At 65.2% G+C, this 26,285-nt stretch carries 13 protein-coding genes; 6 read left to right on the top strand and 7 right to left on the bottom strand.

What is annotated here, in order from left to right; genetic code table 11:
* Positions 1-285: 285 nt before the first annotated feature.
* From KF886_10540 to KF886_10550, 3 genes are all read right to left on the bottom strand, one after another.
* Complete coding sequence (locus KF886_10540; GenBank protein MBX3177790.1) at positions 286-3,360, bottom strand: hypothetical protein; 3,075 nt, start codon at positions 3,358-3,360, stop codon at positions 286-288.
* Between the two features lie 418 nt (positions 3,361-3,778).
* Positions 3,779-5,203, bottom strand: coding sequence for a sulfatase (locus KF886_10545; GenBank protein ID MBX3177791.1), 1,425 nt, complete (start codon positions 5,201-5,203; stop codon positions 3,779-3,781).
* 542 nt (positions 5,204-5,745) lie between these two features.
* On the bottom strand, positions 5,746-6,294 hold the full coding sequence (locus tag KF886_10550) for a DUF456 domain-containing protein (protein ID MBX3177792.1): 549 nt from the start codon (positions 6,292-6,294) through the stop codon (positions 5,746-5,748).
* A gap of 171 nt (positions 6,295-6,465) precedes the next feature.
* On the opposite strand from KF886_10550, the gene KF886_10555 reads away from it, so the two are divergent.
* The 3 genes from KF886_10555 (at position 6,466) to KF886_10565 (ending at position 9,676) form a co-directional block, all read left to right on the top strand.
* A complete protein-coding gene (locus KF886_10555) occupies positions 6,466-7,329 on the top strand; it encodes a DUF89 family protein (GenBank protein MBX3177793.1) in 864 nt (287 codons plus the stop codon).
* Between the two features lie 150 nt (positions 7,330-7,479).
* A complete protein-coding gene (locus KF886_10560; GenBank protein ID MBX3177794.1) occupies positions 7,480-7,857 on the top strand; it encodes a BlaI/MecI/CopY family transcriptional regulator in 378 nt (125 codons plus the stop codon).
* Between the two features lie 4 nt (positions 7,858-7,861).
* A complete protein-coding gene (locus KF886_10565; GenBank protein ID MBX3177795.1) occupies positions 7,862-9,676 on the top strand; it encodes a M56 family metallopeptidase in 1,815 nt (604 codons plus the stop codon).
* Between the two features lie 67 nt (positions 9,677-9,743).
* Here the strand turns inward: KF886_10565 and KF886_10570 are convergent, their stop codons facing one another.
* On the bottom strand, positions 9,744-11,132 hold the full coding sequence (locus KF886_10570) for a hypothetical protein (GenBank protein ID MBX3177796.1): 1,389 nt from the start codon (positions 11,130-11,132) through the stop codon (positions 9,744-9,746).
* Positions 11,133-11,710: 578 nt separating this feature from the next.
* Between KF886_10570 and KF886_10575 the strand changes: the two genes are divergently transcribed.
* From KF886_10575 to KF886_10585, 3 genes are all read left to right on the top strand, one after another.
* Positions 11,711-15,214: a hypothetical protein gene (locus KF886_10575; GenBank protein MBX3177797.1), complete on the top strand. Its 3,504-nt coding sequence runs from the start codon at positions 11,711-11,713 to the stop codon at positions 15,212-15,214.
* A 172-nt stretch (positions 15,215-15,386) separates the two neighbouring features.
* A complete protein-coding gene (locus KF886_10580) occupies positions 15,387-18,200 on the top strand; it encodes an autotransporter outer membrane beta-barrel domain-containing protein (protein MBX3177798.1) in 2,814 nt (937 codons plus the stop codon).
* Between the two features lie 466 nt (positions 18,201-18,666).
* Complete coding sequence (locus tag KF886_10585) at positions 18,667-21,402, top strand: hypothetical protein (GenBank protein ID MBX3177799.1); 2,736 nt, start codon at positions 18,667-18,669, stop codon at positions 21,400-21,402.
* A gap of 135 nt (positions 21,403-21,537) precedes the next feature.
* Here KF886_10585 and KF886_10590 read toward each other — a convergent pair whose 3' ends face one another.
* From KF886_10590 to KF886_10600, 3 genes are all read right to left on the bottom strand, one after another.
* Positions 21,538-23,520 carry a hypothetical protein gene (locus tag KF886_10590; protein MBX3177800.1) on the bottom strand — a complete coding sequence of 661 codons (1,983 nt, stop codon included), beginning with the start codon at positions 23,518-23,520 and terminating at the stop codon, positions 21,538-21,540.
* 24 nt (positions 23,521-23,544) lie between these two features.
* Positions 23,545-24,768, bottom strand: a complete 1,224-nt coding sequence (locus KF886_10595; protein MBX3177801.1) for a carboxylate--amine ligase — start codon at positions 24,766-24,768, stop codon at positions 23,545-23,547.
* Positions 24,769-25,397: 629 nt separating this feature from the next.
* Entirely contained in the window at positions 25,398-26,279 is an 882-nt protein-coding gene (locus KF886_10600; GenBank protein MBX3177802.1) for an ABC transporter permease, read from the bottom strand.
* Positions 26,280-26,285 lie beyond the last annotated feature (6 nt).

A 26,285-nucleotide genomic window follows, 5' to 3' on the forward strand; every position in this document is an offset into this window, starting at 1 on the left:
ACTGGGGACAACGTTGGAACCGGGCTGCCACCATCAGTCCCTTACGCGCCTTCGGCGCGCTTGCAGGCGGGCCGCCTGCGCTCCCATTGGTCCGCACTTGTGTTGTGACGCGGAGTTACGCGGAAGGGGCATCAGCCGAACTTTCGTTCCGATAGGGTCTTACGGCGCCCCTTTGGGCGTTCGTGCGCCTGGAGCGAGTAAAGCCTTCCGATGGACGCCACAAGCCACGCGCGGTGTCACCGGGCGCATGAAGGGGGACTTGACGGCGACGATCCCGGCGCCCGCCTACTTCCACCAGTTCAGAATCAGCGGGACCTCGCTGTCCACTTCCACGGAGGCCGAGAGATCGAAGGGCCCGGGCCCCTTGGAGCACTTGATGAGCAGCATGTTCCGGCCCTGACGCACCCAGGCGTGTCCCGACTTGCCGCGATCGCCCGATTCCGTCGCGGAATCGAGGACGGGCGTACCGTTGAGCCACGCCTTGAGCAGGCCCGCGCTTTCCAGGCTCAGCACAATCTCCTGGCGCCGGTCGCAACTGAACTCCGCATAGGCGTACGCCGTCGCGTAGCGGCAGGGGGCGGCGTCCGCGTCCAGCGCCGCGTCGAAATCGATGCGGTGCTGCTCCGATTCCCGCGACCACCAGGGTTTCCATTGCACGGCGCGGTACCAGCCCGGGTAAACGCCGTCGAAGTCGACGCTGGATTCCGGCGGGTGGGCCGTATCGTGGCCGGAGCGCCCGTCCCAGTTCGGGAAGCTCCCGATGAGCATCCACTTTCGCAACGTGTTGTTTCGCTCCTGGTTCAGCCATTCCGCGGACTTCTGATCGAACTCCACGGTTTCGGACGCGGGCACCGATCGCCGCGAGAAGTGTTGGAGCAGGTTGGCGAAGAAGCGATCCGCCACTGGGTCCTGCCCGAGATGCTCGAGTATGCGCAGGTGCGTGAACACCACCCGGCCCGCGCCGAGGCGCCGCACCACGAGGTTGGCCCCCCACCATTCGCCCCCATCGGCGTAGCGGCAGTGAACCCCGGAAATTTCCTCGTCGCCGGGCGACACGAAGGCGCGGAGGGGCAGCACGTTCTGGTAGGGCTGCCGCATGAGATCGCGGGAGGGCAGGCCCTCAAGGATGGGGTGCAACTTGGCGTAGTGGTGGGCCACCAGGCCGGGCTCCGCCAGGGAGCGCGACTCCACGCGCAGCGCGGGATCGGCCGAGGCCGCGAGATCGTTCCAGTCGGCGGGCGGCTGGAACACGATAGCGACGGCTCCCTCCGCGACCTGCGCGAGCACCTGCATGAGATCGTTGGCAGGGTACGCGCGGATGGTATTGGCCAGCGGCGGTATCACGTGCACCGGCGCGAGCATGTTGCCCAGGCGCGCGAAGCGCCCGCACGCGCTGCGGAACGGGGAGCGCCCGCCCAGCACATTGATTTCCACCGGCTCGGCCTTCGGCGGCTGCACGACATGCAGGCTCACCGCGTTTTCGCCGATGAGTCGGCGATCCTGGGTGAGGCGCACGACGAACTGGTGCGGCCCGGGCGATCCCGACGCCGCGATCTCGCCGGCCCACAGCTCGCGCGCGTGGCGCGGAATTTTCACCAGCCGCTTTTTCTTCCAGAGCACCTGGTTCGTCGGGCCGACGACCTGAAGCGAAAGTTCGCCGCGCCCCTCGATGCGCGCTTCGTTGATCAGCGTGATGGCGACGCCCGCCTCCTCGCGCGGGACCAGGTTGTACTTCTGCATCTGGATCGCCGGGCGCACCTCCTGCTGGATCGCGCGGAGCGCCTTGAGCGCGGGCTTGGGCTGCCGCCGGACGTCCGCCAGGCCAAACGGCGTCACGCCGGGGCCGTCGCACAGGTAGCGCACGCAGTAGCCCGCGTTGCGGGTGTTGCAGCGGATCGCGTCCAACTGCGCGCGGATCGACTCCAGTTGCAGGTCGAGCGACGCCTCATAAAAGCGATCGGTGTTCGTGAGGCAGCGGTCGAGCTGGCGTTCGGGAAAGTTCGCCTCGAAGGCCACCTGCGCCGCGGCGCCCGCCGGGCTCCCGTCCTCCCAGCGGGACACGCCGCCGGCCATCAAGGCGAGCTCGGTGTTCAGGCGATCGGGATCGCCGCTGAGGCGAAGCTGATCCAGCGAGAAGGGGCGCACGGGAACCCCGGGCGTGCGCGTGTAGGCGTCGCAGGGTTCGGCGGCATCGCGGTAGGGGCGCCAGAGCGCCTGCGGCTCCGCTTCGGCGCCGTCGCACAGGAGCAGGCGGGTCGGGTCGGCCGCGCGAACGGCGGCGGCGAAACGCCCCCCCGACGGCAGGCCGCACCACGCGGCCAGCGCGGGCTGGTTCCGGTCGCGCGCGATAATGGCGCCGGCGGTCACCTCAAAATCTGTGGAGGCCGCGGGGGGCGCCAGCGTCTGAAACACGAGCAGGCCCAGTTCCGACGCCCAGTCCAGCAGGCGCGCTGGGGCCGGGCCGCCCTCGATGCGGAGCGCGTTGAAACCGGCGTTTTTCGCCAGTTCCACTTCGCGCTTCAGCAGCAGGTCGAGCTTGTCGGCGCGCAGGTTCGCGGGATAATGGGGGAAGCTGGCCACCGCCTTCAGGTACAGCGGGCGGTTGTTCAGGAAGTAGCGGTTGTCCTTCACGGTGAATTCGCGCATGGCGAAGGGTATTTTCACCTGGTCCACGCTCCCGTCCGCGGCGGTAAGCGTGGCGGCGAGTGTGTAGCAGCGCGGCGCGTCCGGGGTCCACGCCTCGAACTCGGGAAACTCCAGCACCAGTTCGCCCGGAGCTCCCTGGACGTGGCATGCCGTCCCCTCGATTTGCAGATCGACCGTGGCGCCCTCCGGGCCCGTTACCTGCACCGCCACGCGCTTGCGGCGCATGTCGGGCTGGATGAAGACGCCGGCCAGGTGCGCGCGCGGCGTCACGGAAAGCGACACCCGCCCGGGTGTGTCGAGGGGATAGCGGTAAAGCGGAGGGGAGTCCCCCGCTCCCATGGCGATTCGGATGGCCAGCAGATTCGAGCCCGCGCGGAGATGCGGTGTGGCGGGGAGATGCGCGGGGGCGCCGCCGCCGGGATGGCTGCCCAGGCGCGCGCCGTTCAGCCAGGCTTCCAGGGGATAATTTGCGGCTTCAAGCTGCACAGCGCCATGCCGATCAAGCCACGCCGGGTCGCCGTCAAACGTGTGAAAGAACCACCCCACGCCGCCGTGTTCCGCGAGGCCCTGCGCCTGCATAACCGGCAATTGGATGGCCGCGAGGCCGACGTCGGGGGGAGATTGATGCCAGTTCGCGGCGAGTCCCCGGTTGTCGGGGTCATAGGCCAGCGTCCAGTCGCCATCGAAGGAAATAAGCGTGCGTGCGGTGTTCATTCAACTTTCCTGGAGGCCCGCCTCGGGGCCGGCATAAAGGGGGGACAACTGGCGAAATCCTAGCGGAAACCGCCATGAAATTGCAAGAATTGTAACACTTTAGCGGTCTGAAGTGCGGAACAGTATGTGCTTTTACCAATGGAGCCGGTATGTATGGAGCGCCAGCGGGCCGCCGGCATTGCACCGAAGGCGCCAGAATACGTTGCCGGAGTCCTCCGACGACACGCGGCTTCTAATGCGACGGTAGCATTTCCAGAACGCTGTATTGCGCCGGGGGCGCAATCTGCCGGCGGGCCGCCGGCGCTCCATAATTGCACGTAGCCTTTATTCAGCAAGTCGCTCTGGTTTGGCCACTGTACTTCGTTCGGCTAAAGTGATACCAAGAATTCAACGGACTGAATGGAATTCTCGCGCGGTATCAGCGCGCGGTCATGCGGTGCGCGGTGTCGCCGATGCGCTCCGAACCGAAGAGCCCATAGGGCCGTACACCCGCGCCGACTTGGCCGGTAACGGCGTCGCCCAGTTCCGCGCGGGCGGCCTCCGCCCTTTCCTGAAGCGCCCGCACAACCTCGGGGTGCGCCGCGGCGACATCCGTGGTCTCGCCAATGTCGTCCCGGAGGTTGAAGAGCAGGGGCGCGCCGTCGTGGCCCTCTTCGGCCCATTCGGGCCGGTGGACATGCAGTTTCCAGCCGCCGCTCCGGACCGCCTGCAGGCGGTTGTCCCGGTAGTAGTAGAACGCATCGTGCGGCGACTTTGCGCCCGCATCGCCGCGCATGAGCGGGAGGATATTTCGCCCGTCCAGGGTCACTTCCGGCAGGGGCGCGCCGGCGACGCCCGCGACCGTTGGCAGGAGGTCCATCGTGGTCGCCAGCTCGGTAACGACCGTGCCCGGGGGGATCCGGGCAGGCCAGCGCATGATGCACGGGACCCGCATGCCCCCCTCCCAGGTCGTGTTCTTGTGGCCTCGAAGCGGGCCGGCGGATCCGCCGGTGTATTCGCCCTGCGGGGCCCGCCGGTTGCCCGGCGCCTGGCCGTTGTCGCTGGTAAAAATGATCAGGGTGTTCTCCGCGATGCCCGCCGCGTCCAACGCGCGCACGATTTCACCGACGCTCCAGTCGACCTCCGCGATCACGTCGCCGTAGAGGCCGTGTTCCGTCGACCCGAGAAAGGCCTCGGAGGCGTAAATCGGCACGTGCGGCATCGCGTGCGCGAGGTAAAGGAAAAAGGGACGATCCCGGTTTTCGTCGATGAAGCGGACCGCGTCCTCGGTGAATCGCCGCGTGAGGTAGCGCTGATCCGGGTCGTTTTCGATCACGTATTCCCCGCGCATCAGGGGCAGCGGCGGCGCGAGGAAGTCGAGGTGCTTGTAAAGATGCCCGTTCATGTCGTTGCTGTACGGGATCCCGAAATAGTGATCGAAGCCCTGGCGCGCCGGTAGAAACGGCGGGTGGTGGCCCAGGTGCCACTTCCCCACCATCCCCGTTGCATAGCCCGACCCGCGCAGCACCTCCGCCAGCGTGGTCTCGTCTGGATGCAGCCCGTAGGTCGAGTAGGGGAACAACACGCGGTGGCCCAGCCCGATGCGCATCGGATAGCTCCCTGTCATCAGCGCACCGCGCGAGGGCGTGCAGACCGGCGCGGGCACATAGAAATCGGTGAAGCGCGCGCCTTCCGCCGCCAGGGCGTCCAGGTTGGGGGTCGCGTAGCCTTCGGCGCCATAACAGCCGACATCGCCATAGCCCTGGTCATCCGTGAAGATGAGCACGACGTTTGGCGGGGCGGCGGCGGCGGTCCATACCAGGTTCAGTGCGGCGAGTGCGAGGATTGGGATGCGTCGGTCCATGGTGGTTTAAGGACCAGTCCTTGAGGTTGGTGCTGCGGGGTACTGCCGTATGCCGCCCATGATGGCGCCCGCGCGCGGGCGGATCAAGCGGAAGTGGAGTGGACCCGCCTTCGGCGGGTGGGCCCGTGGACAGAGTGGACGGAGTGGACGGAGTGGACTGAGTGGACTGAGTGGACGGAGGGGACGGAGGGGACGGAGTGGACGGAGTGGACGGAGTGGACGGAGTGGACCCGCCTTCGGCGGGCAGGCCCGTGGATGGAGGGGAGCTGGTGGCCGCGCGCGGGGGGATCAAACTCTCCGGGTTGTCGGCGACACGATGGTCCCCTTCCCATAGCGGCACCTGAAGGCGCCGAGAACAGCCGAGACGGCTGTTCCACATTCCTTCGCCGGCCCCATTGATGACCGATAGTGCACCGGCAAAAGAACGTGGCACAGGCGTCTCGGCTGTGTTCTGATTGCAAAGCAATCAGCCGTTCCAACCCCACGACAAGCCGTCAGCAAGTCGACGGTAATTTTATCTATTCATCCTATATCGTCGGTTTTTAGCTGAATGTAATGGCCGCGATGACCAGCATTGCAATCCCGCAGAACATCTTTGCAAACAGTCCGCCGACCTTGCCCAGCGCCGCGCCGAGCCCGGTCCACATTGCCTCGTGGTGGGTTTTCTGCATCTGGATGTACTCGTAGAGCGCCGCGCCGACAAAGGCCCCGAGGCAGGCGCCGATCAACGTGCCCACAATCATCAGTACAAACGAGCCACCGATTGCCCCGCCAATACATCCGACGAGCGCGGCGACTATGCTGCCCTTGCTTCCGCCGAAGCGCTTTGCGCCGTATCCCGCGAGGGCGGTTTCGAGAATCTCGCCAAGAATGGCGAATCCGACCATGAAGGTGAGGCCAAAAATGCCAAAGTGCTCGAAGCCGGTGGCGACCCAGGCGATGGCAACGGCTCCGAGGATAATCCAGTTGCCGAAGAGTCCGACGAGATCGAGGGCGAGTCCGACGACGATAGCGAGCAGGAACACACTCCAACCAACAATAACCACCGCATCCCCCGCCAATCCGACCATGCCATCAATAAACCCACCCATGCAAGAATTCCTCCGGGAGTTGCCAAATGGAACGTCGGGCACACGGGTTGTGCGCCCCGAATTGCTGTACCTATGCAAGATTAATACCGATTAGACCAGAATGTATTCAGGGCAGTCCAACCGGGTATACTACGGGCGCGTATTACCCCGATTTACCCGCCTGGAGTACCCATGAAAGCCACCCTCGATTGCCTGGAATGCATCGCGAAACAGGCCCTGCGCGCGGCGCGTGTCGCCACGGACGATCCCGAGGTGCAGCGGCGCATTCTCGACGATACGGTCGCCCGTATCCCCGCGATGGACCTGAACGATTCCCCCGCGTCCCTTTCCATGGTCGCGTACCAGCTGGCGGCCCGCCACACGGGCCAGGGGGACCCCTACGCGGCGCTCAAACGGGCCCAGAACGACCTCGCCCTCTCGCTGGAGGCGGTGATGCGCGAGCGCATTCAGGCCAGCCCGGACCCGCTCTCGACGGCGCTGCACCTGGCGGCGGCCGGCAACGTCATCGATCTGGGGATTCTCGAGACCCACGAGATCGACATTGAGCGCGTCATTGAGGAGGTGCTCCACGAGCGCTTCGCCGCCGATCACACCGACACGCTCCGGGAATCTCTGGAGACGTGCGAGGATCTGCTGTACCTGCTCGACAACGCCGGCGAAATCGTGTTCGACAAGCTCCTCATTGAGGTGCTTTTGGAGCACACCCCCGTCACCGCCGTCGTGAAAGGCGCCCCCATGCTCAACGATGTCGTCTATGAAGACGCGGTCCGCGTCGGGCTGACCGAGGTTTGCGGGGTCATCGACAACGGCGGCGCGTTTATCGGATCGCCGCTCGACCAGGTCCCCGCGTCCTTCCTCGAACGCCTGGGCCGCGCCGACGTCATCATCGGCAAGGGCCAGGGCAACTACGAAACCATCGACGACTTCGACGGCAACGTATTCCTCATTCTCCGCGCCAAATGCGAGATCATCGCGCGGCACATGGGCGTGAAGTTCGGCCAGGTGGGGCTTATTTCGACGCGCCGCCGGGGCTGACGTAACGAGCTTTTGGCGCATCCCGCCGCCGGGCCGCATCCGCTCCGTACTTCCCCCGCTCGGAAACGCCTCAAAGAAAGGCTTGACACCTACTACAAATTGTAGTAAATTGACTTACTACAAGTTGTCGTAGGGTGGAGAGAACAACCCGTGAATCCCGATATCACCGAAGCCGAAATGGAAGTGCTCAAGGCCCTCTGGAAGCTGGGTGGCGGCGCCGTTCGCGATGTGGCGGAGCACCTCCCGCCCAATCGGCGGCGCGCGTATACCACGTTGCAGACCCTGCTCAAACGGCTGGAGGACAAGGGGATTGTGGCCGTGGACAAGGGCCGCGTCCCGCATATCTACCGCGCTCGGGTGACCCGTCAGGGCCTCGTGAAGACGCGTCTGAAATCGCTGGCGGAAGAACTGTGCGATGGCGCCGCGGGCCCGCTGCTCCTCGCGCTGGTGGATCGAAAGCGTTTTTCCGAGAAAGAGCTGGCGTCATTCCAGAAACTGATCGAAAAGCTGGACAACGAGGGAGACTGAGGTCATGGGCATACTGCTGATTCATCTTGGTTCGGTTGCGGCGCTTGCGGTAGCTGTGGCGCTGGCTTGCCGGCTGGGGAACTTTCGGCCCGCCATATGCCATGCGCTCTGGCTGGTGGTCCTCCTGAAACTGGCCGCGCCGCCGCTGGTCGCGTGGCCGCTTGGCGGCGCACTTTGGGAATCGATGGATCTAATGGCCGGAAGCAACGCGCAATCCGCTGTGGAGACGCCGAACCGCGCCCCCGTTGCGCGCGTATCCATGGTCGAGGAGGCGGGTGGCGTCACTGGCGCGGCGGATGCATCGGCCCCGGCGGGCCCGGCGCTGGCCGCCCAATGGTTGCCGGCAATGCTGGCGGGCCTCTGGCTGGCCGGTGGCGTATGCGTGCTTTGGCGGATAGGGTGGCAGGTTCGCCGCGTGCGCCGTGAAGTAGCCGACGGAACGCCGCCCCCGCCCTGGTTCGAGGATCGGTTGGCGTCTGCGGGCGCGGCCCTGGGCGTGGCGCCACCCCGCGCGGTCGTGACGCCGGGTCCCGGGGCGGCCTGCATTCAGATCGCGGGCGCGCCCGTGCTCGTCGTGTCCGCGGACGCCTTGCGGGCGCTCGGTGCGAACGCGTGGGACCCCATTCTGACCCACGAGCTCGCGCACCTGAAGCGGCGCGACCACTGGGTGGCCTGGCTGGTGCTGCTGGCGGGCGCGATCTGGTGGTGGAATCCGGTGTATTGGTGGGCCCGCCACCGCATACACCTCTACAGCGAAATGGCGTGCGACGCCTGGGTTGTGGAACGGCTCCCGGGTGAGCGGCGTTCCTACGCGGAGGTCATCGTGCGTGTCATGCGCTTGATCGCGGATCAATCCGCGCCAGCGCCGGCGCTCGGGCTTGCCGTATGGTCGGCGGCCACACAGGAAAGGAGGCTCTGGATGATTATGAAGGCAAAGGGATCGTGCCGCGTATCGTGGCGGCCCGCGGCGGCCATTACCGCACTGGCGCTGGCGGTGACGCCGGCCTGGATTGCGCCGGGCGAGCCTGGGCCCGCCGGCGCGGAGGCGGACGCGGAGCGTGCGGCGGGATGGAGGCTTTCGCTGGAACCGGCGGAAAAGGTGAAGAAGGATCTCGAAGAATCCGTCAGCTTCGAGTTCAGAGACATTCACCTGAAAGACGTGCTTGAGTACGTTTCAGAGCGTTGGGACATCAACATCGTCCTGGATCAGCGGGCGGTCGCGCCCGAAAAGGATGAAGGAGCCGCGGATTCGCCCGCCGGCGCGCAGGAGAAGCGGGCCTACGCGAGCGATGGCCATGTTTCGGAGGTAAATATACAGAACGCGCCCCTGGGCGACGCGCTCAGGACCCTATTGGCCCCCCTGAAGCTGACACATCAGGCGCGCGGCCATGCGGTCTGGGTTACCTCCCCCGAACTCATCGTTCAGGATCAGGCGGCGCCATTGCCGTCCGCCGCATTCGAAGAGGGCGAGATCCTGAAGAAACTCGGTTCCCGCGTGAATCTCGAGTTTGAGTCGATCGACATCCGGGACGCCGTCCTGTTCATGAGCGACTCCGCGGATGTGAATTTCGTCATGGACAAGCGGGCTTTTCGCCTCCGCGAGGGTGAATCGACTCCAGTTTTTGGCTGGTCCCAGCCGGAAGACGCGACGGACGGAATCATCGACTACATGAACCTGGAGGTACCGTTGGGCGAGGCCCTCTACGTGATGACACGGCTGCTCGGGCTTACGTACGCCGTGCACGAAGAGTTCGTGGTCATATCCACACCCGAACTCGTTGGGGAGTTGGGCGCGCAGAAGAAGCAACCGGCGGAGTGAACGCTGCGGGCGCCACGCATCTGGGCCATAACAGTCACTGACCGCCGTGGCCGGGCTGGCCACCGCCTTACGCCAGCAGCTTTTTCATGCCGGCCGTCATGAGGTCGTCCACCTGGCGATCGCAGAAGGCGACGGTGGTCTCGTAGCCGCCTTTGTCGTATTCCTCCTTCACGGGGATGTACCACGGGCCGCCGTCGCCGTAGGCCGCCGTCGCGACGAAGCGTTCCGATGCGAGCTCCTGGGCGCGCAGCTGGTATTCAATGAAGCACTCGGCCGGCAGGTGCAGCAGGCTGACGTTGTTGATCGCCAGCGCGCTCAGCACAATGGGCGGCGCGCCCGCGCGGACGCGGCGGATCCAGCTGAGGGTATATGAGGGCCGGTTGCGCGCGACCACCGGGTTTTCGTGGTTGTTTATCTCGCGTTCGATCGCGTCCGCGTCGAACACCGCGTGGGCGGGCGGCAGCAGCGGAACGGTCCGCCATTCCACGGCCCCCACGGGCTCGCGGACCAGCGCCGCCTCGGCCCGGAGGATGCCGTCGTACATGCGCTGCGCCAACACGTCCCGGACGGGTTTGGATCCGTCGTTGTACTTGCCCGCGGCAATGTTGCCGGCGCAGCCCGTGAAGTACAGGTGCGCGCAGCCCGGGTCCTCGGCCTGTCGGCGTTTGCGGGCGAGCCCGCAGAAGTCGCTGCTGACCATGCCGTCGCCGTAATAGCTCATGGGGTGTGTGGCGTAGTAGTGGCAGGCCGCGATCTTCTCGTCGCCATCGTAGAAGGCGACCGTCTTCAGCCACGGATCGATCAGGCCCTCCGGCAGCGCGCGCAGCGCCTCGTCCGTGCAGCTGCTCCCGCGCATCGCCTTGACGACGCCATTCTCGTCCCGCGATACGCGGCGGTTCGAGGCGACCTGCTCCACCTGGCCCTGGCCGTGGGCGATATGGGTCACGGGCCGCGCCGCCGGCAGCGCTTCGCGGATGGCGTCGCGCCCGCGATCGAGGCAGGTGTTGAAGTAGTCAATCTCGATGATGTGCGGCAGATCGCCCTGCGCCGCGACGATGGCCTCACTGTTCAGGCACGCGAAGGGCGCGTTGTGCTGGTGCACGCACTGCACCGCGACGCGATCCGGCGTCGTGCCCGCGGCCTCGGCCAGCGCCGCGCGCCACGCGACGTGCGCGCCGTTGAGCAGGCCCGTCCAGTCCACCGCGCACAGCACGATGGGATCGCCCGCGCCGAGCAACACGATCCCGATGGCCTCCAGCGGATCATCCACGCCGACGACGGGCTTTATCCAGCCGCCGCAGAGGGAATGGCCTTCCGGCGGGGTCACGTCGAAGCGGAACGGCGCGATCCGGAGCGCGGTGGCGGCATGCGCTTCGCGCGCCAGCGATCCGAGGGTCCAGCCGGCGAGGGAGGCGGTCAGGGTCTGGGCGAAAAAGTCCCGGCGGGTCGTGGCCATAAGGGAATTCCTCCTGGGCTTGTCATTGTTGCGTGGAGCTACTGTAAAAGATCGCAGGGCCGCCAATCCAGTGGCCGCCGCATACCCCGCAACGGGGCTGCGAAATGCGCGGATTTTTCCCGCGGCGCGCCGGGCTTCCGCACCCCCGCATTGCCGCAGCCGCGCCGGGAACAAAATGCTTGCCAAACCGGGCGGCTTGTGGTATTGTTTAAGCACAAAGTGCACCACAAGGCAAGATAGGTTGAACAGTAGTTCAGTCGGCTAGTGTTTTTCAGGGGCGCCGGCGGGCGCGCTGTAGAAAATTTTCATGGCATCACGGCGCAAGGGCTTGCGAGAGTCGGCTCTTGCGTAATTTTTTTATCGCCCGCGATGGCGCCCCTTCGTGCGGGGGCTTCGCCGCAATGGGCATCGTTCTGCCGCAGGGAAAGGAACGTGTCATGGCCTGGGATCGTGCAGGGCGAGGGCGGCCGGCCGCCCGTATTGGGTCACCGGTGTTGTGGAGGGCGTGGAGGCACGCCGCCGTGAGGAAGGAAGACATCGTGACGGCGTTCTCACCTACAATAACGGGAGTTCCTGTCATGGTTGTTCAGATACTTTTCACGCACATCCGTCGTGTGGCGATTTTCGTGTACGCGGCTTTCGGCGGCCTTCGAAGCACCACACGCATACGATCTGCGGCGCTTCTGCTGATTGGCGTGCTTTGCATGCTGGCCAGTCAGGGGGATGCGTATGCGGAGTTGGATGTAAGGCTGCGGGCGGCATCCGGCGGGGGCACGGCACGCTCGTCGTCATTTGGATCGCAATGCAGCCAACAGGCGCCCTTCCCCGAGTCCGGCGCCTCGAGCTACTCGATTCATGAACGATGTGAGCGTCTGAATTTCACCTCAATCGGCGAGATCCAGGGTGGTTTTGATGTCGAAGTAGTGAACGATCGCCTCGAGCATTTCAGCATGTCCGCAATGGCGACGGGCGAGGTGGACCCGGCCGGTTCCGATTCCGTGACACCGAACCCGAATGCCGGTGGCACCATCTCCATGTCTGTCCAGTTCGAAGTACTACGTCCGGTTCGCGCAATCATCTCGGGGAGCGTCACATCAAGCGCCAGGGACAGAGCGGGGGTGACGGCCAGGGCGGAAATGCTGCTTCGAACACCGACCGGCGGGCCCTTTCTTGGGGTTTGCTCGCGCGAAGTCTCCCCGGTGCCCGATCAATTCACTTGCTTCGATTCGGTGTACACGGAGCTTGCAACCCTGCCAGCAAGCATTGAACTCATGCCGGGCAACCACGATTTCCGAGTGTCGGTAAGCGCGAACGCCCTTGCCTCTGTTAATTTTCCGCTCGGCGGCGTAACGGCGGGCTCGGCATCGCTCATGGTGAGCTTCGAGCGGATCGACAGCGGCGCGTGTTGCGACGGCGAGGGGTGCGCACTGCGCAGCGAGGCCGCTTGCCACGATCGCGGCGGCACTTTCTTCGGTGTCGACTCGAGTTGCGAAGATGCCGGCTGCGAAGTCCCCCTGCGATGGTCCAACCCCGCGGGCGGCGACTTCAACACGGCGGCCAACTGGACGCCCGAGCGCGCGCCGGAACACAGCCCGGAGCGTAGCGACACGGTCGTCTTTGAACTCGGCGGGCAGCTTCCCGTGAACGCCACGGGGGCGCGGGCGGGCCGCATGATCGTGCGCAACGGGATCGTGGACCTCCTCGGCGATGCGCGCCTGTTTGCGTCCTCGCTCGACGAGCCTTCGCTGCTGGTGGGCAACAACGGAATTCTGAACGTAATCGGGGGCACCTTCCAATCGGTCAATGCCTCACTCGGCGAATCGTCTTTCGCACGGGGCGAGGTTTCGGTGCTCAACGAGGGCACGCGCTGGGAGAACGACGGCCGACTGCTGGTGGGGGACGGCGGCCCGGGCAAGCTGAGCGTGGTCAACGGCATTGCGTCGGCCCTGGAAACACGCATCGGCGGCGGCGCGCTGGCGGGCGGCGAGGTCGTGGTGGGGGGGGCGACATCCACATTTCGGAGCGGCAACTTGGCCATCGGATTCGCCGGCCCAGGCCTGCTCGACATCCGGGACGGCAGCAACGTCTTTAGCCGGGAGGCCGTTATCGGCCGCGCGATTGACGGGACGCACGAAGTGCTGGTGGGGGGCGGAGATGCCCCTGGCGGGGACGCGGATTGGTTCATCAGCGAGGGATTGGTAATTGGCGATGGCGGCAAAGGGTCCTTGCGTATTTCGGAGCGCGGCTTCGTAACGGTGGAGAAGGATGTACAGCTTGGCGCTGGCTCCTCCATCCGTATGGAAGGTGATAGTTCCTTCACTATGGATAACCTATTTGTTGGTCATGCTCCGGAGGGCGACATAGCCGTGGTGAACCTGAGCCTCGGCGCGGAGTTAATCGCGCGGAATCTTTTGGGCCTGGGCAGGGAAACGGGAGCCCTTATGGTCATAGACAGCGCCAAATTGACTATGTCACTGGATGCCGATGATCTCGGTGGAATCGCGATCGGTGTAGAACGGGAGGCCATACTGGAGCTCAAAGGGGCTGAAACTCGCGTGGTATCGAAGATACTGCATATTGGAAACCTCGCGCCTGGTTTCCTCTTTATCCTCGACCGTGCCACCCTGTTCAGCGGGACGGCCGTGGTGGGAACCGTCGAGGGCGATCCCGATTTGAAGTCTGCCGTTATCATCGGGAATTCGGCATCCTACCCGGACGATGGCGTACCGAACTGGGAAGTCGGAAGTTTCCTGACCGTGGGCGACGCCCACGAGGGCGAGGTCCTGGTCAGGGACGGCGGCTCGGTCGTCGTCCGGAGATCGTTGATAGTGGGCGCGAACGCGGATGGCACGCTCGTCGTGCGCGGGGAGGGCGAGAACGCGGAAACGCCTTCGCTCCTCCTGGCCGAGGAGAATGTGGAACTCGGCACGGGAGAAGGCGTGAAGGCAAATCTCAGCATCGAGGCGGGCGGGATCGTCAGCATCCGGGACGACCTCGTGATCGCGGCCGAGAGGATTTCCAAGGGCACGGTTCAATTGTTTGATCGAAACAGCGCGGGTATCGGCAGCCGTTTGTCGGTGGGCAGCGAGCCGGAATCGGACAACAGCCAGCTCATTGTCGGGCAGGGCGGAGAGGGGGAACTCCATATCTTTCCGGACAGCACGGTGTCGGCCTTCCGCGTTGTGGCGGGTGTCAATTCGGGAAGCCTCGGAACCATCTATGTCGAGGGCGACGTCGACGACGATGGCATCGGCAAAGGAGATCCGCCTGCGGCGGGACCGATCCAGCTTGTCGTGGAAGACGAACTGCGCATCGGCGGTGGCACCGGCGACACGTCAGGCGTTGGGATATTGGCGTTGGCGGCGGCGCGCATTCAAGCCGACCGCGTGCTGGTGAACGGAACCGTGGAGGGCGAGGGCGAAATCATCGCCCCCAATGGCGTGACCGGCGCGGGCGTGTTGCGGCCCGGCGTCGCGGTGTCGGCGGACGTCGTCGCGGTGGAGGGCGAAGGGGGTTCGGCCAAGCGCAGAAAATCGACCGGCCCCGGCGCGCTCACCATCACCGGCGACCTGACCCTGGAGCCCGGCGCGCGGGTGGAGTTGCGCGTCTTCGGGCCGGGCGCGGGCCAGTCGGATCGCCTCGAAGTTGCCGGCACCTTGACAGCGGGCGGCTCGCTCGACATCCGCTTCGAAAACGGCTATCTCCCCGCGGCGGGCGACCGGCTCACGCCCATCGCGGCACTGGGCGGCGTCGTGGGCGATTTCCAGGCCATCCGCTTCCCCGACCTGGACCCCGCGTTTCAGTTTGAGGCCACCGCCACGGGCGACGGCCTGGCCATCACGGCCCTGAACGACGCCCTCCCCGCCGGTGCTGAGGGCGAGGGCGAAGGCGAAGGCGAAGGCGAAGGTGAAGGCGAAGGCGAGGGTGAGGGTGATCCTGACCCGACACCGCCGCCCGGCGGCTGCCAGTTCAGCAAGCAAATGGAGACCATCGAACGCATGTTTGGCGACTGGATTGCGGTGCTCCTCGCACTCGGGGTGTTGCTGGGCGGCAGCCAGTGGCGTCGTTCGCTGTCTGATTGAGTAGAGAATTCACGGGGACGCCACCCGCGGACCCGTGCCTGCAATATCGCTGGGCGGCTGGAATCCGGTGGCTCGGAAATTATCGAATGGGAGTACGAACCGGGCGGATTCGCCTGGTGGTTCCCCGTCATTGGTGGGCTTTCCATGAGTCCGAAGTTCTGGAGAAATGACCATGCCATTTGAATACCTTCGCGACAGAGCGGCTCTTATCGTGTGTCTTGTGTCGGCGTGTTTCGCCGCGCCCCAACATCTGGCCTCCGCCACGCCGCGCCCGCCGGAGTTCGCCGGTGGCGGCTGGGGCGCGCGCGATCACCGCCTCGAAGACAACGAAAACGCCGGTGGCAGCTTCGAGGTCTGGCCCACAGAGGATGTGTCGGCGGGCGTTTCTACGGCCGGTATCACCGCGACGTTCGACTACGATCCCGTGACGGGGGTCTATTCGGGAACGGTCGCGCTGAATGCGGGGGCCTTGGGCGAGGAGGATTGTCCGGATTGCCCGGGCGGGGTTGCCTATCCGCGGGCCTCCGCAAACCTGCGGCTGAACTTTCGCATCTACGACGAGGCCTACCTGACCGTCGCGGGCGCGACCTCCAATGCCCCGATCTGTTGCGGCAACCGCACGGTCACCGTGCAGCGCGGCGGAGTAAACAACCGGGTGACCGAATTCACCTGCGGCGGCACGCGGGAAAGCCTGAACGATGGGGGCGGTCTTGATACCGAGTTCCGGTGGTACGATGCGGCGGGCAATCCGTGCCGCTATCAGTTTCGCGGTTACGGCGGCAGCACATCCATGGAGCGCACGGAGGTACTGCAGGGAAACGCGCCGGGCTGCGAGAGTTGCTTTCAGGAATGGGGAATCGACTTCTTCGTGGAGGCGCAAGGTTTCCGGGGCGATGCCGACGGGTCGTCCGGCTCCATGAGCATGACCTGGTCGCTTTCGCCGAGCGTGCCGCCCCTGCCGCCCTCGGATATGTATTTCTGGGAGGGGTTGAACGGCGATTTTAACGACCGTGCAAACTGGGAGCCGGAAGGCGTTCCGGAGGGCAACGACCTGGCTATTTTCGACAAGGACCAGATCTATACGGTGCTCTTCGGCGCGGAGAGCATCGGGTCGGCGTGGGTGGAGCGCGGGGGCCTGACTTTCTCGGGCGGTTCCGGCTCGTATTCGAACGGGTCGGCGGCGGCCCCTTCGCTGATCGTGGGAAATGACGCGGCGGACATGGCGCGCCTCCAACTGGTGAACGGCCATGAGCTCAACACCATTTTCGCCATGATCGGCAAGGGCCCGGCGAGCAGCGGCCTGGTCACTTTGGCGGGGCTGCCCGGTCCGCCGTCGGCTTGGGAGAACACGGGGCGTCTCACCGTGGGGCATGGCGGCCCGGGCGAAGTCGTCCTGGAGCCGGGCACGTCGTTCCGTACGGACGAGCTCATTGTGGCCGATCTGGCCGGAAGCAGCGGGACGGTCCTGGTGCTTTCCGGCGGGTCGGAAGGAAATCCCTCGGCGCACCTGGGCAGCGCGGCCGTGGGCGTGGGCGCCGTCGGCGAGTTGTTTGTAGAAGATTCTGTCATCGAAACGGGGATGCTGGCGGCGGGCCTCCTGCCGGACGGGATCGGCTCCGTCTCGGTCCAGCGCGGTTCCGTTACGGCCAGTGGCCTGACCGCGGGTGTCGATGGGAGCGCCTTCGTGACCCTGACGGATGGCGGCGCCGTGGAATCGACGCCCGGCTCCCTGGAAGGGGGGCTAGTGCTGGGAAGAAATCCGGGCTCCTTCGGGCAGATGATCGTTCAAGACATCGGGAGCCTGGCCATCGCGGACATCGTATTCCTGGGCCGCGCAGGCGAGGGCGAAATTAACGTTAGCGGCGGCGGCGGACTGGTGGCGGACTGGATACTCATCGGTAGCGAGGGGGCGGGGCGCGGGCGCCTTCGCGTGGGTGATAGCGGCAGCGTGACGGCGGCGCTCGTGGGCGATATCGGCCAGATCAGCGTGGGTGCGGGCGGCGCGGGGCCCAATCTGTTGGAAGTCGAACCGGGCGGCAGCGCGACGGCGAGCGAAATGCGAATCGGCGTATCGGGCGGCCCGGAGGTTGAGAACCGCGTTACGGTTGATGGCGGCGAAGTGACGCTCCTGGAGTCCCTCGTTATCGGTGATCTCGCGGCGCCGGACGGGAGCGGTTCGCGCGGCGAACTGCTGCTTCAAAACGGCGGGCTGTTAGTCGCCAGCGAACTCCGGCTGCACGCCGCTTCGACTATCTCGGGCAGCGGCGTCATCGATCTCGGCGGCGGTGAAGGCCAGCTTGACGGCACGGTCGCACCGGGCGTATTCGTGCAGGCGGCGGACGGAGGCGCCAAACGAGCGGGGCCGGAAGGGCTCCGTGGCGCGGGTTTCGGAACCCTCACAATCCGGGGCAACGTGACGGGGAGCGCACCCGAGATTATCCTGGGCATCGGCGGGGAGGACGCGGGGCAGCGCGACCGGCTTGTCATCGAGGGCAACGCCAATTTCGAAGACGTCGCGGTGGTGCTCGAGTTTCTGGAAGGCTTCGCGCCCCAGGAGGGGATGGCGATCCCGCTGATCGAAGTGACGGGCGACGGCAGCGTGACGCCGGCACGTGTCGAATTCACGGGGCTGGAAGATGGCTTCGCCTTCGAACTCGAAACGGCGGCCGACGGCAGCGCCATCCAGATGCGCGCCCTGACCGACGGCGTCGCAACGACCACCCCCGGAGGCGAAGGCGAGGGCGAGGGCGAGGGTGAGGGTGAGGGCGAGGGCGAGGGTGAGGGTGAGGGTGAGGGTGAGGGCGAGGGCGAGGGTGAGGGTGAGGGCGAGGGTGAGGGTGAGGGTGATCCGGTGCCTTTTAACTGCAATGCATCAAAATCCACTGTACTCGACAACTTGCAACGCATCTTCGGCGATTTGTTTCTGCTTGGCGCCGCGGTGGCTGGTCTCGCGTTATTGCGGTTCCGGAGCGGAGAGAGGATGTAGTCGCCTGAGGCCAGCGCCCTGTAGCGTTCGCGCTGGCGCCTGCGGCATACCGCCGGGACAGCCATGCCGCCCCGCGGCGGACTTCGCAGAGTGGTGTATCTACATCTACAAATCGTTGACAGCATACAGGGATTACCCTATACTTCGAGTGCTGGTTTTACATAAGGCTAAGTCTATCGAGGAGAAGTGAATCGATGAGTAGCCGGTGACGGGCCCCCTGTTTCTGAGGCGCGGTCGCTGGATGGCAGCAATTGTGTTGGTACCAACCGAATTCGTCCAGCAAATATAAAGGCCCCACGTCATGGATTCGACCGCGTCCTCCCCCGCCCCTCCTTCGCGCAAATCGCCCGGCGCACCTGCCCTTGGTGGGGGGTGCCGGATTCCCCTCTCCGGCCTCGCAAGCAGGGCCGCAATTCTTGTGCTCGCCGTCCTGACTTTCGCTTCGCGAGCCTCCGGCGAACTCTCCTTGGTCACGATCGACGCGTACCTGAATGCGCAGGCTGAATTGGGGGATGCGCTAGACCCGGATTATCAGATTTACAACAACCTTCCGCCCGGCAATTACACCTATGACGCGACGGCCAGTCAATCGGGCTCTACCGCATCCGGCAACCTGGCACTTTCTGTGGAAGTCGACCCGACGTTGGGAACCGCCACAATCACCTTCACGTCGAGCGCCGAAACCGAAGTCCCCCCCGGTGATCCATCGCCGGACTTCGCGGGCGCGTATACGGACGCCGGCATGAGCGTGGTCTTTGTCTTTTCCGCACCAGAGGGCGTATGTGTACGCGTGACGGCGGAAGGAAACATGAACACCACCGGCGGTAACGTGCGGCTGCGTCACAGCGTGGGTCCAAATGTGGAGGTTGAATCGGGGCATGCGTCCCTTGACGAGCAAACACAAATCAATGTTGACGCGACGGGGGAGGTTGGTGCTCTGTCGATTAGCGTCGAACTCGTAGCCAATGCCTTTTCGGATCCGGAAGAACCCATACTAAGTGGCACGTCGGCAGTAGACGTAACGATTACGGTGGAAATAGTCGAGGAAGGTTGCAGCGAAGAGGAAGAGCCCGAGGACTGCGACGCGGAGATCCACTTCTGGGAGGGGCTAAATGGCGTATACAGCGACGTGTCGCACTGGGAGCCCGAGTGTGTTCCGGGGGAGGACGACACGGCGGTATTCGACAAGGACCAGACCTATACCGTGGACTTCGGAAACGAACAGGCCGGGCGCGCGCTGGTCGACCGGGGCAATGCCTCGTTCTCGCAGGGGACCTACACCTTGGCGGGTGGCTCCGCGGCGTCGCCCGCGCTCGTCGTGGGCAACGACTCCACGGACTTTGCGTACCTCGAGTTGGTGGACGGCCATAGACTCGAGACCGGTTTCGGAGCGGTAGGCGGGAACGCCGGAACGGATGCGTGGCTGGTGGCCACATCCGGGGCAGTCTTGGAGGCCGGCGAACAGCTTGTGGTCGGCGGCGCAGGGAAGGGGCAAGCCAGTGTGCTTGGCAGCGGGCGCATGGATATCCTGCAACTGCTTCTGGGCGCCGAAACAAATGGCCACGGCACCTTCGGTGCATATGACAATAGCGGAGACGGAGAGCTTGCCGCGTTTATCTCAGCCATGGCGGCCGGCGTGAATAGCACGGGCGTGGTCGAGGTTTTCGGTCACCTCGTATACGTCGTGAGGGCTACCCTCGGTATCAACGACGGTGCGGAGGGTTTACTTACGGTGCGTGCCGATTCTGGCTATGGGTCCTTCGAGTTCGAAGAACTCACCGTGGGCGACCGCGGCATGGGAACGGTAAAGGTCGAGCACGGCGGCAACCTCCTCTCGCTCATCCAGCAGACGGCGGAGATCGATTCGCGGGCAATTCTCGGACACATGCCCGGCGGTTTTGGCGACGTGCTGGTGACCGGTTGCGGATCGCTGCTGGAAGTGGAGAACCTTACGGTAGCCAACGAAGGCGGCGCCAAACTTGTCGTTGCGGACGGCGGAAGAGCAAAGGCCGCGCTCATGGGTATCGCCGAAGGCGCTACAGGCCAGGGGCACGTGCTTGTCGACGGTGCCTGCGAAGACGGGACACCCAGCATCCTGGAGGTGATCGGGGGCATATGGGACGACCAGTTGTATGTGGGATTTCTCGGCAATGGGCTGTTGGAGATTAAGAACGGCGGCCTGGTCACGTGTGGAAATGCGGACATCGGCGGGTTGGGCGGCGGCGCGGGCCAGGTGCTTGTCGAGGGTGAGAGTTCTATTTTGCGCGTCGACGACGTCTTGGTCCTCGGCGCCTCCGCCCCGGAATCAACCGCCCCCGGCGTGGGAGACGTGTTCATACACGAGGGTTTGGTCAGCACGAAAACCTTGATAATTCGCTCCGGTAGCGGCATCTACGGGAATGGGACACTCCAGTTGGAAGTCGGTCCGGACAACCTGATCGAAGGCACGGTCTCCGCCGGACTTTATCTCGCGCCACTTTTGCCGGCCAAGCAGAACGGGAGCACCGCCACGCGGGCATCCGGCCACGGAACGCTGACCATTACGGGCGGCCTGCCCATGAACGGCGGCGTGCTGGAGGTGAGTATAAGCGGCACGGAGCCGGGACAGTACGACCAGATCCTGGTGGAAGGCGACGCAACGCTCGATGGAACGGTGATCCGGCTCGTGTTTACGGATGGCTACGCCCCCGCAGTAGGCACCACCGTACCCTTTCTGTCGGCCACCGGCGTGATCATGGCGACCGATACGGTTCTTGAATACACCGGCCTGATGGATGGCTTCGACTATAGTATCGATCCCCAGGGCGGCGCGCTTGTGTTCGAGGCATTGAACGACGGCGTCCCGGAGATGGGCGGCGAAGGTGAAGGTGAAGGTGAAGGTGAAGGTGAAGGTGAAGGTGAAGGTGAGGGTGAGGGTGAGGGTGAGGGTGAGGGTGAGGGTGAAGGTGAAGGTGAGGGTGAGGGTGAGGGTGAGGGTGAGGGTGAGGGTGAGGGTGAGGGTGAGGGTGAGGGTGAGGGTGAGGGAGAAGGTGAGGGTGAGGGTGAAGGCGAGCCGTCCCCGGCGCCGAGGCCCGGCGGCTGCCAGCTTGGAAAACAGGGCAAGCCGCTCGGTGAGTGGCTGGGGGACTTGATCACCGCCTTCCTGTCGCTGGCGGTATTGACCGGTTTTTGCCGGGCGCAACGATATCACGGCGGCGCGTAACCACGCATCGGCCTGGGGAAAGAGTGCGAACGCCACTGCCGCCTCGGTCGCGACAGTGGCCTCGCTTTTCAGGCGGGTGATGGGCGCGTCGTGCTGTTGCACGCACTGCGCGGCTACGCTACCAGCGGGCGCCGTTCAGCGGTTCAGCCCGGAGACCCAGCTTTCCGCCGCCATCGCGGCCGCGGCCTCTACTTCGGTGGCGGGCAGGTCCCGCGCGTTTTCGTGGTAGTCGAAGGTGTCGTAGTGGAAGCAGTAGAGGCGTGACGCAAACTGGGCGACGGGCAGGGAGGACTCGCCGGGCGCCTCGCCGTGGCCATGAATGGATACGGTGACACCCCCGCCCCAGTCCTGGCCGCTGTCGTTGTTGGGGTTGAAGAAGTAAACGCGCATGGCGCCTTCGTGATCGAGCGCCACGCGGAGAATCGTGATCGCGTGCCAGCCCACGTAGCGCGCCTGGCTGTCGGTCACGGCGATTCCGGCGGGCTGCGGGTGCACCACGGGGGTGTCGTCGTTGTAGTAGGGGTGGTAGACCGAGTAGAAGGCCCCAATGAACTCCCCAAGGTCGCGGGGCTGGCCCGTGGCGATGTCGACGGCGATCTCGAAGCCGCGGTTGACGCGCCAGCCGTGGAACTCGGGATTGATCCAGCGGTGGGGGTCGTCGCCGCGCCCGGCGCACAGGCGACCCATCTCGGCGTAGATCTTGTCGAGGTGCGGCACGAGGACCAGCGATATCGGATCGAGATCATGGTAGGCGGCCGCCGCGTGCGGCGGGGCGGGGAGCGCGCTGGATTGCAGCATCTGGCCCTCAAACATCATCTGGACATCGTTGTCGCGCGCGGCCCAGCGCACGAGCTGGAGGAGGTAGTCCGGGTCGCTGTACGCCCACATGGAAATGGCGCGGGTGGACTGGCATACGGGGTTGTTTCCCTGGCCGAGGCCCAGCGGTTGTCCGAGGACGTTGAGCAGCCCCATCATCAGGTAGACCCGGGGCGGGTGCGCGGCGCCGCAGACGGCCGCGATCTTGGACTTGACGTCTTCGTGCAGCAGCGCCTTCGTGTGGCGCCACAGGGAAGGCGCGACGCCCGGCTGGTACAGGATGCCGCGCTCCAGGAGCGCGTTCATGCCGAGAATAGCCTGGCAGGTCTCGGGGTAGACGCACTGATCCAGCAGGGTGGTCACCAGCGCGCGGTAACAGGCGAAGGCGTCGGCGCCCGTGGTGCTGAGTCCGAGCGCTATCGGGAGCAGGTCGGGATTGGCGGCCAGGGCGTGGCGGACGAAGGTTGCGTGATACGGGGAAACCAGGCCCGTGTCGTGCATGCAGCGGGCCAGCGCGCGCGCCTCCTCCTCCAGGCCGCGCGCGGGCATGCCTTCGAGGCGCTGGCGGTAGGCGTCGACCCCGGGATCCTCGCGGCTCGCCTCCGTGGGCCGGAAGAGCGCGGCGACGAGGCTCTCCGCGCCCCAGGCGGTGGTTTCGAGGTGGATATCCGGGTTCACCAGGCACTCCGCCACGCGCGCCACCATCACCCGCACCACGTCCACCTGAACCGGGCGCTGCCGCAACAGGCGCCAGATCTCGTCGAGCACCTGCTCGAGCACGCGCTCGTAGCCCAGCTGGTCCGCCAGGAATTGCATCTGGTGGCGCAGCGTGTCGCTCCGGGCCGCGCCGCGCGCGCGGTCGGACTCGCCCGAGATTCCGAAAACGTGGTGCAGGTTCAGCGCAAGCACTTTCGTAAGGAAGTGCGTCGCCTGCTCCGCCGCCATGAGGGGCTCGAAGTGCTCCCCGTTCACCACGGCGAGCATGCGCAGCTCGCTCAGGCACTCGAGGGTGACCAGCGCCGCATCGGGAGCGTCGAAGGTAAGCGGAACGAGATTCGCCTTCAGCGTTTCCGGGTGATCCCAATCGCTGCCCGTGAAAGCGCCCGCCGCCCGAAAGCGGGGCGCGTGCGCGTAGGCGTGCGCGGTCCCCCCCGGGGTGGCGAGCAGGCGGCGCGCCTGGTCGAGGAAGCGTCCCAGGTGATTCGGGCGGGCAAACGGCGGCGCGCTTTCGAGGCGATCGAGGGCCGCGTCGAAGCCTGCGGAGAGGCGCGCAAACATGTCGGATTCGGCAGTCATATTCATGGCCATCGGCGTATCGTATCGGTCCTACAGGAAGAAATCCAGCTCTTCCTGTCGCAACAGGAGATCTCGCACACGATCGGGATCGTCGCCAAAGAAATACACGCTCCCGTAGTGGCTGCCGAAGGCGGTGCGCTTGGCGACCTTGCTCTCGACGGGCGGCTGGAGATCGTGGTACTCGTAGTAGGGGTCATTTTCCGTTTCGGCGGGGATTTCGAGGCGCGAGATGATGCGCCGGCGCGGGTAGACCAGAAATGTGCCCGCGTGCCCCTTCGCGTCCTCAACTTCGCGCGGGAAGAACGCCTTGACCTCCTCCTCCGTGGCCTTGGGGTCGCTCACGAGGACCTGCGCCTGGTATGCGTTGAAGCCGTAGGCGCGTTCGATCAGTTCAAACGCGTTCCCGCCGGGCACCCGGTACGCCACTTCGCCGAAGTACATCTTGCCGTCGCTGGTGACGAAGTACTCGGGGTGGATCAGGCCGTAATTGATGTCGAAGGCCTCGATGAGCTTTTCGATCTCCTCGGTGATGCGCGGACGCCACTGCTCCAGCTTCGGCGACGCGGGGATGAATACCGAATAGCCCAGGTGGACGTACTCGGAGATGTTCAGAAAGCGGATTTTCCGGTTGTGGATGAACACCTCGCAGGCGAACTCCACGCCGTCGAGGTGGCTCTCGAGGAGCGCGGGAAACTCGTCGTCGGAGATGTGCTCCACGTCCTCCACGGTCTTGATGACGCGGTGGCCCAGGCAGCCCGCCTTGTCGAAGGCCTTGAAGTGAATGGGATCGTTCGGGTCGCCCTCCAGCTTGAGCAGCGCCTGGTTCACACGCTTGAGAAAGTGCACCACGTCGTCTTTGTTGTGCGCCTCCTCGAAAATGCCCACGCGGATGCCCGCGAGCTGCGCGCGCCGTTTCATCAGCGCCTTGTCGCGGAAGAGCAGCGCCTGGTTCAGTAGCCGGGGATTGTCCAGCAGCACGGCGTTGATCGCGCCGGCCCACTCCACGGTTTCCTCGTACAGCGGTATAGAAACATCGATGCCTATTTCCTGAAGTGTTTTCGCGATCTCGTAGGATTTCTCGTTCAGCCGCTCGAAATGCCAGGGCATGTAGGGAATATCGTTGGCCCTGGCGTATTCTTCCGCCCACGGCGGCGCCACCACGAGATAGCGCCGGTCAAACTGCTCCAGCGCCTCGATGGCCTTCAGGCTCCAGCCGAGCACGGCGATGTAACCTTTGCTTTCGTCCTTCTTCATGTTGAATTCCTTTCGCGTTGGGCGCGCTGGCGGCGTAAGACCGCACCGGTTCGGGTGCGGAAGCGCGGGAGAAGGGGGCCGGTCACGGCGGGTGCGGCCCGGACAGAGCCGGTTCGCAAGATGGATCGCGAGCGCGTGTCGAAGGGTTGGGGGGCGCGCCGGCAGTGCCTGCCTGGCCGGCAAGCGCCTGTTGTCATGGGTGACATGATCTTGCATACTACAGCAATTGAGCGGGGATTGCAAAAAGGCCCGGAAACGGGCCAAATCCGGCGAAGGTCCGCCGTGGCGGAAATGTTTGCGATCCTTTGCGCCTTTGGCGCAAGGGACAGCCGGGACGGCTATCCTACATTTGCGCCTTTCGGCGCTGAACACCGCCGGGACGGCTGTGCCACTTTCGTTTTGAGGTGGTTTTGGTGAGGGGCAGGGGAATTTTTTGAAGGTGAGCTCACGTTGCCGCGGACAGGAATGTCCGCGATCCTGCTGCGCCTTTGGCGCGGTGGACAGCCGGGACGGCTATCCTACATTTGCCGTGGACAGGGGTGTCCGCGATGCTTTGCGCCAGGCGGCGTTCCCGCTCGCTGCATCAGGCGGCTAACGTGTTGCCCTGTTTTTCTACGCGCGCCGGGACTTCAGCTGCCCGCCGCGCGGTCGGTGGCGTATTCGCGGATGCGCACGACCCATACCGACGCCGCGAGAAACGCGGCGGAAATCGCGATCAGCGCGAGCGCCGCCTTGCCCGCGCCCACGTAGTACACCTGCCGGCGAAATGTGGTGAGTTCCTCGCGCGCCGCCTCTGTGGTGGCCTGTACGGCCGCGGGCAGGAGCTCGTTGGTGTATTTGAGGATAGTCAGGAAATCGACGATGCCCGGCACGGTAACGGCGATGCGCTGCCAGCCGTAGAGGACGAGCACGCCGATGATGATGGGGCGGCGCGTTACCGCGCCAAGGAAAAGGGCGAAAGCGCCATTCGCGGCGAGCGCCATGAACATGGCGAATTCGTTGGCCGCCAGGCGCCCGAGGCCGTCGGAATCGAACGCGAGATCCGGCAGCGCGGTGGACGCGGCGAAGGTCAGGAAAAGTGAAGATCCGAGAATGGCGCCACTGACCAGCAGATACGCCGCGTAGCGCCCCAGCACCCACGCGGAGCGGGGCATCGGGCGCGTGAGCATGAGCGGAATGGTGCGCCCTTCCACGTCCTCGCCCACGATCATCGTCGCGAAGAAGAGCGCCAGCAGCGGGGCGAGCACGCCCACGTGCGCTTCGCGGGCGAGGCGCGTAAAGACGTCGAGGCCGGAATCCCCGGCGTGGTTGGAGGAAAGGAAGGCCATCGCGAGCGGGATAAGCACGGGCAGCATGGCGATTGCGGCGGCGAGGATCACGCGCTGGCGCCGCAGCATAAGCATGAGGCTCTGTCCGAAGGAGGCGCGGAGACACTGGTTGTAGTGGGACATCGGCCCGGCGGCGCGCGCGGGCGCTGGGAGGATGCTGATCTTTTCCGCGGTCTGGCTCACGGCCGC

The sequence above is a fragment of the Candidatus Hydrogenedentota bacterium genome, assembly GCA_019637335.1.
In the GTDB taxonomy this organism is placed as follows: Bacteria; Hydrogenedentota; Hydrogenedentia; order Hydrogenedentales; family JAEUWI01; genus JAEUWI01.

What these genes read in the sequence shown, in the direction of transcription:
- KF886_10580 (MBX3177798.1), top strand. Translation starts at nt 15,387, where the DNA reads ATGCCATTTGAATACCTTCGCGACAGAGCGGCTCTTATCGTGTGTCTT.
- KF886_10595 (MBX3177801.1), bottom strand. Translation starts at nt 24,768, where the DNA reads ATGAAGAAGGACGAAAGCAAAGGTTACATCGCCGTGCTCGGCTGGAGC.
- KF886_10590 (MBX3177800.1), bottom strand. Translation starts at nt 23,520, where the DNA reads ATGAATATGACTGCCGAATCCGACATGTTTGCGCGCCTCTCCGCAGGC.
- KF886_10540 (MBX3177790.1), bottom strand. Translation starts at nt 3,360, where the DNA reads ATGAACACCGCACGCACGCTTATTTCCTTCGATGGCGACTGGACGCTG.
- KF886_10565 (MBX3177795.1), top strand. Translation starts at nt 7,862, where the DNA reads ATGGGCATACTGCTGATTCATCTTGGTTCGGTTGCGGCGCTTGCGGTA.
- KF886_10570 (MBX3177796.1), bottom strand. Translation starts at nt 11,132, where the DNA reads ATGGCCACGACCCGCCGGGACTTTTTCGCCCAGACCCTGACCGCCTCC.
- KF886_10545 (MBX3177791.1), bottom strand. Translation starts at nt 5,203, where the DNA reads ATGGACCGACGCATCCCAATCCTCGCACTCGCCGCACTGAACCTGGTA.
- KF886_10575 (MBX3177797.1), top strand. Translation starts at nt 11,711, where the DNA reads ATGGTTGTTCAGATACTTTTCACGCACATCCGTCGTGTGGCGATTTTC.
- KF886_10555 (MBX3177793.1), top strand. Translation starts at nt 6,466, where the DNA reads ATGAAAGCCACCCTCGATTGCCTGGAATGCATCGCGAAACAGGCCCTG.
- KF886_10550 (MBX3177792.1), bottom strand. Translation starts at nt 6,294, where the DNA reads ATGGGTGGGTTTATTGATGGCATGGTCGGATTGGCGGGGGATGCGGTG.